This is a genomic window from Mucilaginibacter sp. NFR10 (assembly GCF_900100445.1).
Classification (GTDB): domain Bacteria; phylum Bacteroidota; class Bacteroidia; order Sphingobacteriales; family Sphingobacteriaceae; genus Mucilaginibacter; species Mucilaginibacter rubeus.
On record NZ_FMTV01000001.1, the window covers coordinates 1,495,950 to 1,510,298 of the forward strand.

14 protein-coding genes and 1 other RNA gene are annotated in these 14,349 nt (G+C 44.2%); 7 read left to right on the plus strand and 8 right to left on the minus strand.

What is annotated here, in order from left to right; genetic code table 11:
- Positions 1-147 precede the first annotated feature (147 nt).
- Positions 148-1,590, plus strand: a complete 1,443-nt coding sequence (locus BLP33_RS06160) for a L,D-transpeptidase scaffold domain-containing protein (RefSeq protein ID WP_254780069.1) — start codon at positions 148-150, stop codon at positions 1,588-1,590.
- Positions 1,591-1,654: 64 nt separating this feature from the next.
- Here BLP33_RS06160 and BLP33_RS06165 read toward each other — a convergent pair whose 3' ends face one another.
- The 3 genes from BLP33_RS06165 to BLP33_RS06175 form a co-directional block, all read right to left on the minus strand.
- The gene (locus BLP33_RS06165; RefSeq protein WP_175489943.1) at positions 1,655-2,419 is read right to left on the minus strand and encodes a murein L,D-transpeptidase catalytic domain family protein; all 765 of its coding nucleotides are present in this window, start codon (positions 2,417-2,419) and stop codon (positions 1,655-1,657) included.
- Positions 2,420-2,670: 251 nt separating this feature from the next.
- Positions 2,671-3,249, minus strand: a complete 579-nt coding sequence (locus tag BLP33_RS06170) for a nitroreductase family protein (RefSeq protein WP_090525842.1) — start codon at positions 3,247-3,249, stop codon at positions 2,671-2,673.
- Between the two features lie 68 nt (positions 3,250-3,317).
- Positions 3,318-5,753: an alpha-ketoacid dehydrogenase subunit alpha/beta gene (locus BLP33_RS06175; RefSeq protein WP_090525843.1), complete on the minus strand. Its 2,436-nt coding sequence runs from the start codon at positions 5,751-5,753 to the stop codon at positions 3,318-3,320.
- A gap of 136 nt (positions 5,754-5,889) precedes the next feature.
- Here BLP33_RS06175 and BLP33_RS06180 point away from each other — a divergent pair, with 136 nt between their 5' ends.
- From BLP33_RS06180 to ssrA, 3 genes are all read left to right on the plus strand, one after another.
- Entirely contained in the window at positions 5,890-6,288 is a 399-nt protein-coding gene (locus tag BLP33_RS06180) for a DUF1573 domain-containing protein (protein WP_090525844.1), read from the plus strand.
- A 134-nt stretch (positions 6,289-6,422) separates the two neighbouring features.
- Positions 6,423-7,652 (plus strand): pyridoxal phosphate-dependent aminotransferase, encoded by a 1,230-nt coding sequence (locus tag BLP33_RS06185; RefSeq protein WP_090525845.1) that lies wholly within the window; start codon positions 6,423-6,425, stop codon positions 7,650-7,652.
- A 132-nt stretch (positions 7,653-7,784) separates the two neighbouring features.
- Positions 7,785-8,153: a transfer-messenger RNA gene (gene ssrA, locus BLP33_RS06190) on the plus strand.
- A gap of 65 nt (positions 8,154-8,218) precedes the next feature.
- Here ssrA and BLP33_RS06195 read toward each other — a convergent pair.
- The 4 genes from BLP33_RS06195 to BLP33_RS06205 form a co-directional block, all read right to left on the minus strand.
- Positions 8,219-9,664, minus strand: a complete 1,446-nt coding sequence (locus BLP33_RS06195; protein WP_090525846.1) for a recombinase family protein — start codon at positions 9,662-9,664, stop codon at positions 8,219-8,221.
- Positions 9,648-9,803, minus strand: coding sequence for a hypothetical protein (locus tag BLP33_RS27390; RefSeq protein WP_175489944.1), 156 nt, complete (start codon positions 9,801-9,803; stop codon positions 9,648-9,650). The genes BLP33_RS06195 and BLP33_RS27390 overlap by 17 nt, the downstream gene beginning before the upstream one ends.
- Positions 9,804-9,905: 102 nt before the next feature.
- On the minus strand, positions 9,906-10,664 hold the full coding sequence (locus BLP33_RS06200; protein ID WP_090525847.1) for an LLM class flavin-dependent oxidoreductase: 759 nt from the start codon (positions 10,662-10,664) through the stop codon (positions 9,906-9,908).
- Positions 10,665-10,738: 74 nt separating this feature from the next.
- A complete protein-coding gene (locus BLP33_RS06205) occupies positions 10,739-11,110 on the minus strand; it encodes a winged helix-turn-helix transcriptional regulator (protein ID WP_090525848.1) in 372 nt (123 codons plus the stop codon).
- 88 nt (positions 11,111-11,198) lie between these two features.
- Between BLP33_RS06205 and BLP33_RS06210 the strand changes: the two genes are divergently transcribed.
- The 3 genes from BLP33_RS06210 (at position 11,199) to BLP33_RS06220 (ending at position 13,872) form a co-directional block, all read left to right on the plus strand.
- On the plus strand, positions 11,199-12,164 hold the full coding sequence (locus tag BLP33_RS06210) for an NmrA/HSCARG family protein (RefSeq protein ID WP_090525849.1): 966 nt from the start codon (positions 11,199-11,201) through the stop codon (positions 12,162-12,164).
- A gap of 278 nt (positions 12,165-12,442) precedes the next feature.
- Complete coding sequence (locus BLP33_RS06215; RefSeq protein WP_090525850.1) at positions 12,443-13,321, plus strand: diacylglycerol/lipid kinase family protein; 879 nt, start codon at positions 12,443-12,445, stop codon at positions 13,319-13,321.
- Positions 13,315-13,872, plus strand: coding sequence for a protein-tyrosine phosphatase family protein (locus BLP33_RS06220; protein ID WP_090525851.1), 558 nt, complete (start codon positions 13,315-13,317; stop codon positions 13,870-13,872). Before BLP33_RS06215 ends, BLP33_RS06220 begins: the two co-directional genes overlap by 7 nt.
- Here the strand turns inward: BLP33_RS06220 and BLP33_RS06225 are convergent, their stop codons facing one another.
- On the minus strand, positions 13,873-14,316 hold the full coding sequence (locus BLP33_RS06225) for a VOC family protein (RefSeq protein ID WP_090525852.1): 444 nt from the start codon (positions 14,314-14,316) through the stop codon (positions 13,873-13,875).
- Positions 14,317-14,349 lie beyond the last annotated feature (33 nt).

Consider the following 14,349-nt stretch of genomic DNA (forward strand, 5'->3'; position numbering starts at 1 on the left):
GTATGGCTATTGCTATTCATAAGCAATATTTAACTATCTTTCGTCTATATGATACCTATTCCCTTTAGGAAACACTTTATCCCGATTATACTTTCCACGTGTTTGGTTTTGCCTGCTGTATTACAAAGCTGCAAGAAAAAGCATGAAATGATTGCTGAAGATATGTTCAGGATCACACAAAATGAAATTTTCAAAAAGGCCGATACTGAAGGATACATCCCCGTTTTTAAAAGAGTATTCACAAAATACCGGTCTAAGACTGCCAATCCGCTGGTTATCGAATCATTTTTCAAAAAGAATGAATACCAGCCACTTTTAGTTATAAACCATTTAAACAATGGCGATCTCGAAGCTTTACCAGAGTATCTTGATAAGATCAATGAACACGGCCTCGATCCAACTGTGTATCCATCGGCAGAGATCAAAGCACTTGTAGCCAAACTCAAAGACAAAAAGGCTATAAAAACAATTGATGAAGCCTATGAAACTGTTGCCAAGCTTGAGGTGTTAACAGCGGGCGCTTTGATAAAATACTCCAATGCGCTGCAGTACGGAGTGATCAATCCTAAAAAGATCTACTCAAGATATTTTATGGCCACCCGCCGACCCGATAGCACAACGATGCTTGCCGCTTTAAACCGGGCAGATTTTAAAGCATTCCTTGACAGTATCCAACCCAAAAGCCCTCAATATTTAGCATTGCAAAAAGCATACAGGGATAGTGCAATTATAGAAGGCCTTTCCCGCGAGGAGAGCAAACGCTACTTATTGGTGAGCCTGGAGCGGCTGCGTTGGAGAAATAAACCTTTCGAACCCAAATATGTGATTGTAAATATCCCCGATTTCAGGCTCGACGTTATCGAAGATGGCAAATCGGTTTTAAATATGAAAGTTTGTGTAGGCCAGGGACGAAACATGAAAAACCAGAACACGCTTGAACATTTTGATGATACAGCGAGGGCTGATAAACCTTTTCCCCGGGAAACGCCGATACTGAACAGCCTCATCCATAGCGTTGAAGTAAACCCTATTTGGAATATTCCTCGCAGTATTGCCACAAAAGAGATCATTGTTGAGGCCGCCGAAGACCGTTACTACCTCTCCAACAAAAACATAGATGTTTTTAAGGACGGCAAAAGGATTGAAGACCCGGAAACTATCGATTGGTCGCAGGTTACGCCCGACAATCTGGAATACGAGTTTAAACAACGCCCCGGAGAAGACAACTCTCTGGGTAAAATAAAGTTTCTGTTTAAAAACCGTAGCAGCGTTTACCTGCACGATACACCTAATAAAGAAGCATTCAGACATGCTATGCGTGCAGTAAGTCACGGCTGTGTACGATTAGGTGATCCGCTTGGTCTGGCACAAAACCTGTTTGGAGAAGGCGCCGCCCTCGACACCATTTCGAAAGATATGGTTGAAGATAAACCGAACCCTACCAATATAGGTTTGCCAAAGAAAACGCCTATTTACATCACGTATGTAACCTGCTGGGCAGATGACGATGGCACCATCCAATACCGCCCGGATGTTTATGGTTTAGATATAGTGCTTTATGCACACCTGCAAAGTTTTTTGGCGAAATAAAAAAGAGCCCGGCGAACTTTTCGGTAAGCCGGGCTTCATGATTTGGTTTATAGTTGGGTTGGATTTAAAACTTTGTAAAATTGAATGACGTATCAGCGCTTGCCATTAAATTAAGCGGCCCCGTTTCATCCAGGTATTTTGAATAGTACGACTCATCGTTTCCGTTAATAAATAAAACGGTTTTGCCGGCAATGGTATTGATAACTTTATTAACCACTTTTGGCGATACCGCGGGGCAGCCAAAGCTTCTGCCGATATATCCCTGCTCATTGATAGCAGCAGGCCCAACATAATTAGCGCCATGTACAACAATGCTGCGCATACGGGCATTGCCGTTAAAGCCTTCATCCATACCGTCAAGGTATAGTGAACGGCCATGTTTACCATTATAAACCTTATCAGTTACATAAAATCCGAGACTGCTTTCATGTGAATCGTTCGCATCCGAAAAATGACTTGCCATTTCCTGTCCGCTGCCTGATCCATGTGCAACCCATGTATTGAGCACCAACTGTTTGTTCAACAAATTTATAATCCACATACGCTTTTCACGGCTTGATTTGCTAAAATCAACCACCGTGAGCACGTCGCTGCTTTGAGGTACTTGATGCGAAAGCTTCAGATTGGTATAGCCTGTTACAGCTTTTTCAAACACATTAAAAGCTAAACCGGCCTCTTTAAGGCGCGCTGCCTCATATAAATTATTAACGTATTGCTCAAATAGTTCTTTAGTTGTAAACGTTGCATTTTCTTTCCTTACGCTCACCGATCTGTTTGCACCATCCGATTTCCAGCTTAAAATTGTTGCTGAAAGAAAAAAAATCGACATAGTGACCCACAAAAAATGTTTCCTCATACGCTTTCCTGAGTTTAATTTAATTTAAAATAATTAGGGTATAGTAACAGGTTTTGGACGGCTTGTTAACCTGGTATTAACAGGTAAACACAAAAATATACTTTAAAACCTAAAATCCAAATTAGTAAATCAATATTTTTTTACTTAAATGAAAATAAGTTTAAAGATAAGCAATATTTTAGACTGTTATACGGAGCAAAAAAAGGAAAGGTTATGGGTTAATTTTACTTAACCCATTTAATTTTATTTTCAAGCGGAATAGTACGTTTACCTTCGGGATACAGGTCGGCATAACCAAGATATAATACGCCCATTACATTATCTTCATCCCGCAAATTCAAAAATTCTTTAAAAGCGGGCTTCAGGATAGCACCGCCGGTACTCCAGAAGGAGGCCATATTTAAGGCGGTTGCACCTAAAAGGATATTCTGAATAGCGCTCGACACAGCTGCAACTTCCTCGAATGGCGGTATTTTAGGCAAATCGCCGCGCTGCATTACCGTAATGATTACATGCGAAACTTTGCTGCCGAGGGTTTTCAGGTTATTGTATGCAGCCTCATTAAATTCTTCGGCAGATACACTCTGTTTATAAACTTCGGCATGTTCGGCACAAAACTGATCGGGATTTTCATAAACAATAAAGCGCCAGGGTTCGGTAAAACCATGGGTTGGTGCCCAATCGGCAAGCTCCAGCAGGGCGGCTATATGACCGTTTGGTGCCTTATGACCATTCATCATGGCTGGTTTTACGGTACGGCGGGTTTTGATATTCTCGGCAACGGTTAAAAAAGTATTGTCCATTTCAGATAAAAAGGGTTGTTGAAATCAGGATTATGAATCACTGATCTCAACAACCTGTAATTATGTTATTAATAAATAGCAGGATATTTCGATGGATTAGCCTCGTTCATCATAGCGTAAACAATTTCAACAACATCATCAACAGAAGGCTTGCTGAAGTAGTCTCCGTCCGAACCATAAGGCGGCCTATGTTCTTTTGCGGTAAGCGTTTTTGGCTGGGCATCAAGCGCATAATAGCCATTTTGGCCTTCCATTATTTTTTGCAGAATATAAGCTGAGCCAGCACCCGGTAAGTCCTCGTCAACAACAAGCAACTTGCTGGTTTTCTTTAACGAAACACCACAAACACCCTCTGTATCAAAAGGGTATAAAGTTTGCGGATCGATAATTTCAATATTGATACCCATTTCTGCGAGCTCTTCCGACGCTTCCTGTACAATGCGTAGCGTTGAACCATAAGATACAACGGTAATATCGCTGCCTTCGCGCAAAACTTCGGCTTTACCAAGCGGTACAGTAAATTCGCCGACATTGGCGGGTAATTTTTCTTTTAAGCGATAGCCGTTCAGGCATTCTATTACCAGCGCAGGTTCGTCGCCCCTTAACAGCGTATTATACATACCTGCTGCCTGGGTCATGTTACGGGGCACACAAATATGAAAGCCGCGCATCGACCCTAAAATAACACTCATTGGCGAACCTGAATGCCAGATCCCTTCTAAACGATGGCCCCGGGTACGGATAATAAGCGGAGCTTTTTGCCCGCCCATAGTACGGTAACTTAAACTTGCTATATCATCACTGATGATGGTTATGGCATAGATCAGGTAGTCAAGGTACTGGATTTCTGCTATTGGCCTTAGGCCGCGCATAGCAAGGCCCATACCCTGCCCTATGATACTTGTTTCGCGAATGCCCGTATCTGTAATGCGGATTTCGCCATATTTTGCCTGTAAACCAGCAAAGCCCTGGTTAACATCGCCTATCGCACCCAAATCTTCACCAAATGCAACGATGCTTTTATCGCGTGCAAAATTGGCGTCGAAAGCTGCATTCAATACTTCCCTTCCATCCATTAACCTGGCATCATCGCTATAAACAGCGGGCACAACAGGCACATACAGAGGCGATTCAGGAGTTCCGGTAAAAAGCTTTGAATTGTAACGTTCGGTATTTTTTGCTTTCTCAGCTTTTAACCATTCTGTTAAAAGCTGGCGTTCAACATTATTTTCGGTGGTAGTTAACCGTAATGTTTTGCGGATGGCCGAAAAAATTTCGCGACGCCCGGCATCAATACTGGAGCGCAAACCAGCTGATAATGCTGATATTACTTCTTTTTTACCCGGCACTGTTTCGGCAAAGGCATCGATCAATGCTGCAGCTTCTTCTATTTCGCTTTTTATTACGACAGCCAATTCATTAGCCGCCTCACGTTGACATTCGCGTACATACCTTTTTGCTTCAGCTTCAAGCTCTTCCAGTTCTATTTCGGTCGAGATTGCCGATGTGATCATCCATTCGCGCATTTTTAACAAACAATCGTGCTCATCTTCCCAGGTAAGGCGTTCCCTGCTTTTATAGCGTTCATGTGAGCCCGAAGTTGAGTGTCCCTGTGGTTGGGTCATTTCGGTAACATGGATCAGCACAGGCACATGTTCCTCACGGCAAATATTAATGGCGCGCTCGTAAGTTTCACAAAGGGCAATATAATCCCAACCACGCACTTTAAAGATCTCGTAACCGTTGCTTCCGTTTTCGCGCTGAAAGCCTTTTAATATTTCAGAAATATCTTCTTTGGTAGTTTGCAGGTTCGCTGGCACAGAAATAGCATACGCGTCATCCCAAATAGAGATGGCCATAGGCACCTGTAGTACCCCCCCGGCATTGAAAGTTTCAAAAAACGAACCTTCGGATGTGGCGCCGTTACCAACGCTGCCAAAAGCAACTTCATTACCATTAACCGAAAATTGTTTCAGATAATCCAGCTCTTTATTTTGGCGATATAGCTTTGACGCGTAAGCTAAACCTAATAAGCGGGGAATTTGTCCGGCGGTGGTTGATATATCCGACGAACTGTTCATCGTTTCAGCCTGGTTAACCCAACTGCCATCAGTATTTACAAAACGTGTAGCGTAGTGGCAGTTCATTTGCCTGCCGCCAGAGGCCGGATCTTTTTCAATATCGGGGTTAGCATATAACTGGGCAAAAAACTCTTTCATATTGCTCATGCCCGTAGCAAACATAAAAGTTTGATCGCGGTAATAGCCCGCGCGCCAGTCGCCGGCGCGGAAAGCCTTGGCCATTGCCAATTGCGCAACCTCTTTACCGTCGCCGAAAATACCGAACTTTGCCTTGCCCGTTAGCACTTCCCTGCGGCCTATTAAACTGGCCTGACGGCTCTCATAACCAATGCGGTAATCATCAATAACAATCTTCTTGAAATCATCAAAACTGAGCTCGGCAGTATTAAATTTACTGGTAGCGCGTGTTGTAGTTTCAGGCATATAAAATTTTGTTTAGACGGTAAAAGTATAAAATTCTATTCTGTATTAGGCAAACTAACAGATAAAACCCGGAGTTTGAGTAATAGTTTTGTAATTACATTAAACCTTTTATATTTGTAATAATCAAATATAACGTATGAAAAAGATATTAATGATTTGCGCGGTAATATTAGGCTTTGCCTTCACCGCATCAGCACAAGATAGCGGAAAAGCTGAGTTTAAATTTAACGAAGAAAAGCATGATTTTGGTAAAATACCACAAGGCACTCCTGTTACTACCGTGTTTGAATTTACCAATATTGGTAAAGAGCCGCTTATTTTAACAGAAGTAAGACCGACCTGCGGCTGTACCATTGCCGACTATACAAAAACCCCTGTAAAAAGCGGCGATAAAGGAACAATCAAGATCACTTACAATGCTGCCGCTGCTGCTCCGTTTAATAAAACTATCGTAGTTAAATCAAACGCAGTAACGCCCGAAAAATATTTGAATATTGTTGGTGAAGTGGTAGCTAAACCAGCGGCAAGCAAATAATTGATTGCATGCTTGATATATCCCGTATATCAACCGGGATATTTAAAAATATATTTAAAAGACCCGAAACCGGGTCTTTTTTCGTTTACAAAGGTTTTACAAAACAGTATTTTCATTTTTAGTAAATTTGCAGGATGCCAAAAATATCTGAAAAAGGGCAACGGATGCCCGCGTCACCGATAAGAAAATTAACACCTTACGCTGATAAAGCTAAGCAGGATGGAAAAAAGGTGTATCATCTCAACATCGGCCAGCCCGATATTGCTACACCCGATGGCATGTTGAATGCCATAAAAAACATTGATTTTAAGGTTTGGACCTATACCCCGAGCGAAGGCACATTAAGCTATCGCAAAAAGCTTACTGAATATTATAACAAGCTGGATTATAATATTACTCCCGAAGATATTATTGTTACCACAGGAGGCTCGGAAGCGATTACCATTGCTATGATGGCCTGCCTCGATTCGGGCGATGAAGTGATCATCCCTGAGCCTTTTTATGCCAATTATAATGGATTTGCAAGCCAGGGCGATATTGTAGTTAGGCCGATATTGTCATACATTGATAATGGTTTCGCGCTCCCCCCTGTCAGCGAATTCGAAAAACTGATAACAGATAAAACCAGGGCGATTATCATATGCAACCCTAACAATCCTACCGGGTATTTATACTCAAAAGAAGAAATGGACGCCTTGAAAGAATTGGTGTTAAAGCATGACCTTTACCTGTTTTCGGACGAAGCTTACCGCGAGTTTTGCTATGACGGGCGTTCATTTATATCACCAGCGCATATGGATGGGCTTGAAGAAAACATTGTAATACTGGATACAGTAAGCAAACGCTATAGCGCGTGCGGTGCCCGGTTAGGCTGCCTGATCACTAAAAATAAAGAGTTGCGTGCCACGGCTTTAAAATTTGCCCAGGCCCGTTTAAGCGCAGGCATGGTTGAACAAATTGCCGGCGAAGCTGCAGTTGATACTCCGGATAGCTATTTTGAAGCCGTAAATAAAGAATACACCAGCAGGCGCAACACGCTTGTTAGTGCACTGAACAAAATGGATGGCGTTTATTGTCCTAATCCGGGCGGGGCTTTTTATGTGGTTGCCAAACTACCTATTGACAATGCCGACAAGTTTTGCCAATGGATGCTTGAATGCTTCAGCCTCAACAACGAAACTGTGATGATGGCCCCTGCCACAGGCTTTTACAGCACATCCGGCGCAGGATTAAATGAAGTGCGTATGGCATACGTTTTAAATAACAGCGACCTTAAAAAAGCAATGATTTGTTTGGAGGAAGCATTGAAAGTTTATCCGGGCAGAACGGTTAGCAGTGAGCAGTTCTCAGTTGGCAGTTTGTAACAGGCTGCTGCGCCAGGCAGTTTCTTAATTTATTAATACGGCAAACTGCCTGCTTAAAACTGCAAACTATTTCCGTATATTTGTAACCGCTTTACTGCAACTGCCTATTCGGCTAATACAAACTCAAAAAATGGGGTCGACCGGAATTGACAGGATGGAGATAAGTAGGTAAGCATGCAGCGCGTTGGGTGAATTAGCGCTTTAATCTGAACGCTCAAACTTACAAATGGCGAAAATAACTACGCCTTAGCTGCCTAATTTAGAATTAGCATAGCTTTTGTCCCGCCGGTTTTCCGTTTCATCGGATCGGCAATCGGGGCATCGAAAGATGAAACTGGCCTGCTTAGGGTGTGATAAGCGGGTAAGATAAAGCACCTAAGGAAGACGGTACAGGTAAGCGACTGACCTTCCCCTTCCCTACAATTAAACAGAAGCTAAGCATGTAGAAAGCTTACCTTATACCATGTTTGGACGAGGGTTCGAATCCCTCCGGCTCCACCCGAAGGGGATTTTCTCAGGAAAATCCCTTTTTTTATCAATTTCAAGCAACCATTTCTCCTTCATTATCAATTCGTTACATGCAACACCGGCACTATGGTAGGTGTTCGATAGATGCCATTTTTATAGTATAAATTGCTGTCGAACACCAAAGAAATGAGTTCGCGCTTCGCCAATGTATCAGAACTCACATAAACGTGTTCCATATCAGTTAGCTTGCCAATATGCTGAGCAATTAATTTATATCCTTCAGATGGGTCGCGGCTTAAGCGTTCAACGGATGCTTTCAGGCTGTAGATTTCCGAATTATAATTTGAATACCACCTGCTATAAGTCTCGCGGGTAATTTGGTTACTAATCCATTTCTCTTCAACAGCAAATAGTTTTTCCTGAACCCTTTCGATTTCGGCTTTCTTTTCTGCAACTAATACCTGGTTCTCTTTGAATTTTTCCTTCAACGAGTTTTCGGCTGTTTTTTTAACTTGATCAATTTGGTTTGAGGATAAGCTCATTAGCTGACAAATCTGTAAAAGCTGATCGTGTGCTTTCAAAGCACTGATGTTGTTATGCCTTGAATGCTTGCATTTGTAATAGTAATACCAATTGCCGGCTTTCCCGCGCGAGGGTGCTCCAGACAACGGCTGCCCACAGTGGCATTTTAATATCCCGCGTAAAGGAATTTCATCATCAAGACTTTTCTTGCTTCTGTCTGGCTTTTGGAGTTTGTTTTGGACAATGTTCCAGGTTGTCATATCGATCAAAGGCTCGTGCCTCGCAGGAAAAAGCCCCCCTGGATATTCCTTAAATGGTTTGGCCTTCACCATTCCGGCGTAGGCAGGATTGCTTAGTACCCTTTCCACAGCCATATTACCGCCGCGATCAAACCCCATTGCTCGTACTTCCTCTTTTATCGTTTTGAGGGGCATGTCTTTGAGGTAAGATTCATAGATAAACAGGACAACTTTCGCCTGAATTCCATCAATTACCAATGTGCGTGCCTTTCCTTCGCCAACCTTTTTATAACCAAACGGAGGCAGGTTACTCATAAATCGTCCTTCTTTCGCACGGGCAGTATAGTTACCTCCACGAATTTTGATACTGCGGTTGATGTTGTCCTCTTCCGCAAGCAATAGCTGAAGACCTGTTCGGAAATAGCTCCCCGGCGTATCATAGTCGAACACGATACCTTCGGTGACGCTAACAATTTGAATGCTGTGTTGCCTCTGGAGATTTTTAACTAAGGTCATCGCCTCACCCGCATCCCTGCTGAAACGGTCTAACTGATCGACAATAAGGTAATCTACATCGTTTTGATGTTTTTTTATAAATGCCTGTAATTTCATAAAATCGGGCCGGTCAAAAATCTTGGCACTGTGCCCCCGATCAATAAAAGTATCTACGAGAGTGATATTATTGTATTGTATATATTGATCAGTGTACATCTCTTGACGCTCTATCGAACCGTTACTTTGCCCGAGATTACTGAATCTTAAATATCTAATTGCCCGTTTCATATAAGTCCTTTAAAACCGCTTTTACTAATATTTCTGCTATTAAATTTAGTAATTTCAACTCTTTTTCCCGTTCAAATTCTTGAATATTTTCAATGATTTTTTCGTCTAGCGATGCCGTGCTGTTAACAACTTCTTTCATGGTTCTTGCCTAAATAGGCTCAAAACTGGCACGATTTTGATCCATTTAGTCATGAGTTTTTCGGTACTACCTGTTTATTAATACCGTTAAATTGCCAGGCATTTACATATAGAAGCTGTATTTTATTTGGGGCGTCTCATCCGAATCGAGGTATTTCAAGATTTCCCCTACTTTACGGGAGCATTCAATTGTTATTGAAAATTTGCGATCAAATTGTGTATTATTCCAATTCATTTTCGATAGCGCTAAAATCTCATCGCAAATAAGTTCAGGAGATTCGTCATGACTGAACAATCTGATTTCTATTGGTGACGGTATGTAGCTTCCGGGATAAGTGTTATAAAAAGGCACGAACCCTCTTGTATATAGCAGATGTGTTTTATCGTCGAAGCTTGCCATCGTTCCGCGTAGAGGAGGATACATTGTTTCTCTATACAGTCTCAAATCTGACCGCATGATTGTGACCATATCGACGGCGTGTATGTTATTTTTGTAGGCAGCTTCTTTAAAGCCCTCAATCTCATTTGAGTTGAAATTTGAAGTTTTGTGAAGCACGAGACGTTGCGGATAAACTTTTAAAGCTTCAAAATACTCTTTAAGCGAATGATCCAATAAATCGAACGCCTGAGCCTCTGAGCCGACACGGATCGTGGAGGTCTTACCGGCGATATGCCCGATCAGTAAACTGGTAGCTGAACTGGCCACGCTCACCATATTATGATGCTCGGCAAACCAGTAACGCGTGTAGCCCAGGGCTTCCGCCTGCTGCGCATTCGCTACACTATAGTTAAAACTGTCCGCAATGCTATGTCCCTGGATGACCGTCGCCAGGTCGAGAACCGAATAGTTGATCGCTGCCATGCTGCAAAGTTAGCCGATGCCAAACCGGCTTCTGTCAGCTCAGTTCCATTTTCAGGATGCCGGATCAGGGTAGCCTAGCGATTTACAAATTCACCTTGCTGTTCGGCAACCTGGTTACCCCATTGCAGGATGGCATTAAGCAGTGGAATGCAGGATCTTCCAAATTCGGTTAAGCCATAGATCACTTTGATCGGCGGCTTTTCGCCGTAGACCTTTCGATAGATCAAACCATCTTCTTCCATTTGCCTGAGCTGCAGGCTCAGCGTTCTTTCGGTTACGCCGGGCATTTCCTTGCCGAGCTCGCTGTACCGTTTAGCCGCATCTTTCAAATGGTAAAGGATGACCGCCTTCCATTTCCCGCCTATCAGGTCCATCGCCAGGCTTACGGTGCAAGGATATCGCTTGTCACGGAGCTGGATAAAATCGCTTTTACATTCTGTTCGCATGGGTTCGTTAGGCTATCCAAATGGATAGTTATTGCAAAACTATCGAACGATAAATAGTTTTGCAACTATCATTTTTATAGTTTAATTTATGAAATCGGAATTCAATCAAACAGCGCTCAAACCGCTGATCACCATCACAGGAATTTTAGGCAAGCAGGGCTACAGCGCCGCACAAACGCTTTTACAAAGTGGCCGGTACCGGGTGCGCGGTATTACCCGCCGTACGGATTCACCGAATGCGATCAGCCTGAAAGAACAAGGTGCGGAATTAGTTAACCTGCCACTGGATATCGGTCATCAGAAAGCTTATACCGAAGCATTCCGCGGCTCGCAGGGCGTTTTCATGATGACGCCTGGTATCGCGCCGCCGGATACCCACGAATTTGAGTTGGGTAAGCAACTGGCCGATGCGGCGGTGGAAGCCGGGGTACAGCACGTGATCTTCAGCAGTCTGGAAAACGTTGATGAGATCACCCGGGGAAAGAAGTTCGCACCACATTTTACAGATAAAGCCAGGATCGAAGCCTATATCCGGACACTGCCTGTTACCAGTTCCTTTATTTATATGGCTTTTTTCTACACGAACCTATTGGAGTTTTATACGCCGCTGGTCAGGGAGGATGGTACGCTGGTCTTTCCCATCTATCTGCCGGAAGACTTCCGCGCGCCTTTTGTTGATCCCTTAACAGCTACCGGGCCCGCTGTATTGGAGCTATTTTCTGACCAGCAGCAATATGCCGGGCAGTCCTTGCCTGTGATCGGCGACATCATTTCGCCGCGGGAGATGGTAGCTACTTTTAGCCGGGTAACCGGCAAAAAGGCCGTTTACAGTTCAGCTTATTCGCGCGAAGACTTTCTCCGGCATTTCCCGGCGTTTGCTTCCAACGAGCTGTTGGTGCAGGAAACTATCGGAATGGTGACATACGCCGTGGAAGATGGTTATTTCCGCGAAGGCCGCGACCTGGAATGGAGCCGCCGGACCGATCCCGGTACCCTAACCTGGGAACGTTTTTTGCGCAAGACCGGATGGCAGGGTGAAAAGATCAGCTTTTAAACTGATCTGCCTTCCGGCTCGCCACGATGATCACCGGCTTTTTTATGCGGATTAATTTATTACATAGGCGATATCTTATCCCTGGCAAAGGGACACGTTATTCAGAATAACTCCAAATAAAAACAGGGACACTTTTTAATGGGTAATATTCTTTCCGGCTGCTGCTATCACAGCAACAGTAGCGGACGCATGGAGTGGGATATGGACTAAAGAAATCATCAAATTTGTGCGCCGGCAATCTTTTCCCGGCGTTTTTTGTTAAGGAACAAACACAGCGCATGAAAGCACCGCATTTATTTTTTATCGTTAACCCCTCGGCCGGCAAAGACGAACCTATCGTAGAACAGATCGGCGAAGTATTCCGGGACAGCGGGACAGTGATCACTGTTCACGTATTGGATAAAGAAGAAGAACCTGCCGAACTCATCCGCTCGGTGCTGAATGAAACCGATCTCGTAGCCGTTTATGGTGGTGATGGCAGTGTGACGCAGGCCGCTGCGGGTTTGATAGGAACCGGCAAACCCCTGCTCATTATTCCCGGCGGAACGGCCAATGTTTTTGCCAAAGAACTGGGTATCCCGCAAGATACCATGGAAGCTTTAAAGCTGTTCCGCGACCAAAAGTATCGCTTGCAAGCGGTAGATACAGGACTGGTTAACGGCCGCTCTTTTCTTTTGCGGGTCAACCTGGGCATCATGGCAGAAATGATCACCGAAACCGACCCGGGTTTGAAGGACAAGATCGGCCAGCTGGCTTATGGTGTTGCCGCGGTGAAAAGCGCTGTAAAGACCGAACCTGCTGCTTACCATTTAACGATAGACGGCAAAACGGCCGAAGCAACCGGCGTAGCCCTGACTGTTACCAATTCCGGCAGCATCGGTATCGGCGGCTTGCAAATGTACCCGGAGATCAGTGTCAATGACGGCTTGCTGGATATTATACTGCTCAAAGATGCAGGATTGCTATCGCTGCTCAAAGCTGCGGGGGCCAGTCTACTGGATCAAACAACCGACGCCGTTGATCATTGGACTGGTAAGGACATTACGATCAGGTTGCCTGAAAAACAAGTATATCTCTGTGACGATTGTGAAGCAGAAGCTAAAGAACTTACGCTAAAGGTTGTTCCGGGCTCCTTAACGATTGCTGTGCCATGTTAACGAAAATTAAAAGTATCATTACCTTGCTGGTTATTTTCTGGCAGAAGATATGGGATAATATTTACCGTTTCTTTAATGGCGTTCCAACCCTGAAGCGCAGCCAGATCACCGCCAATCTTTTTTTAGGGAGCCAGTACAGCCTGATCGGCCTGCAAAAACTCAAAGCACTGGGCATCACTGCTATTGTCAATATGCGGGAACATCCGGCTTTCGCCGAGTCGAAATACGAAGGATTCCATTACCTGCATTTGCCGACGGTTGACAATACCCCGCCGCCGCTGGAAACATTGGTCAAAGGCGCGGAATTTGTCACTCACGAGATCAAAGCCGGCGGCAAGGTTTATATTCACTGCCGTCAAGGCCTCGGGAGGGGACCTACCATGACCATTGCCTACCTGATCAGTACCGGCCTGACTTATGACGCTGCTTTTGCACTGGTCAAAAAGGTGCGCTCTTTTATCAACCCACGGTCATCGCAAATTGCTCAGTTAAAAGCATTGGAACAATACTATCAGGAACATCCCCAACCAGTGAGCGTGACCCCTAAATAATTAAAGCGGTTGGGCCAAACCCACCAGCAGTCCTTCGGCACCTCTGATATAACAAAGCCGGTAAGCATTTTCATATTGTACGATTTCGCCAACCAGCATTGCGCCTTGTTTTTGCAAACGCTCCACCAGTTCATCAATATTCGTCACGGCAAACATCGCCCGCAAATAACCCAACGCATTGACCGGTGCATTGCGGTGATCCTCGATGACCCCGGGATCAAGAAAACGCGATAGTTCTAAACGGCTGTGTCCATCCGGCGTCACCATCATCGCAATCTCTACCCGCTGGTCAGGGAAGCCTGTGATCCGGCCCGCCCATTCACCTTCAACGACCATCCGTCCCTCCAGTTTCAAACCGATTTCGCTAAAAAAAGCAATCGCTTTATCCAGGGATTCCACCACGATCCCCATATTGTCCATTCTCAATAATTCGCTTGTTGCCATAAACCTGTTGGAATAAAATTTGTTAACTATTAA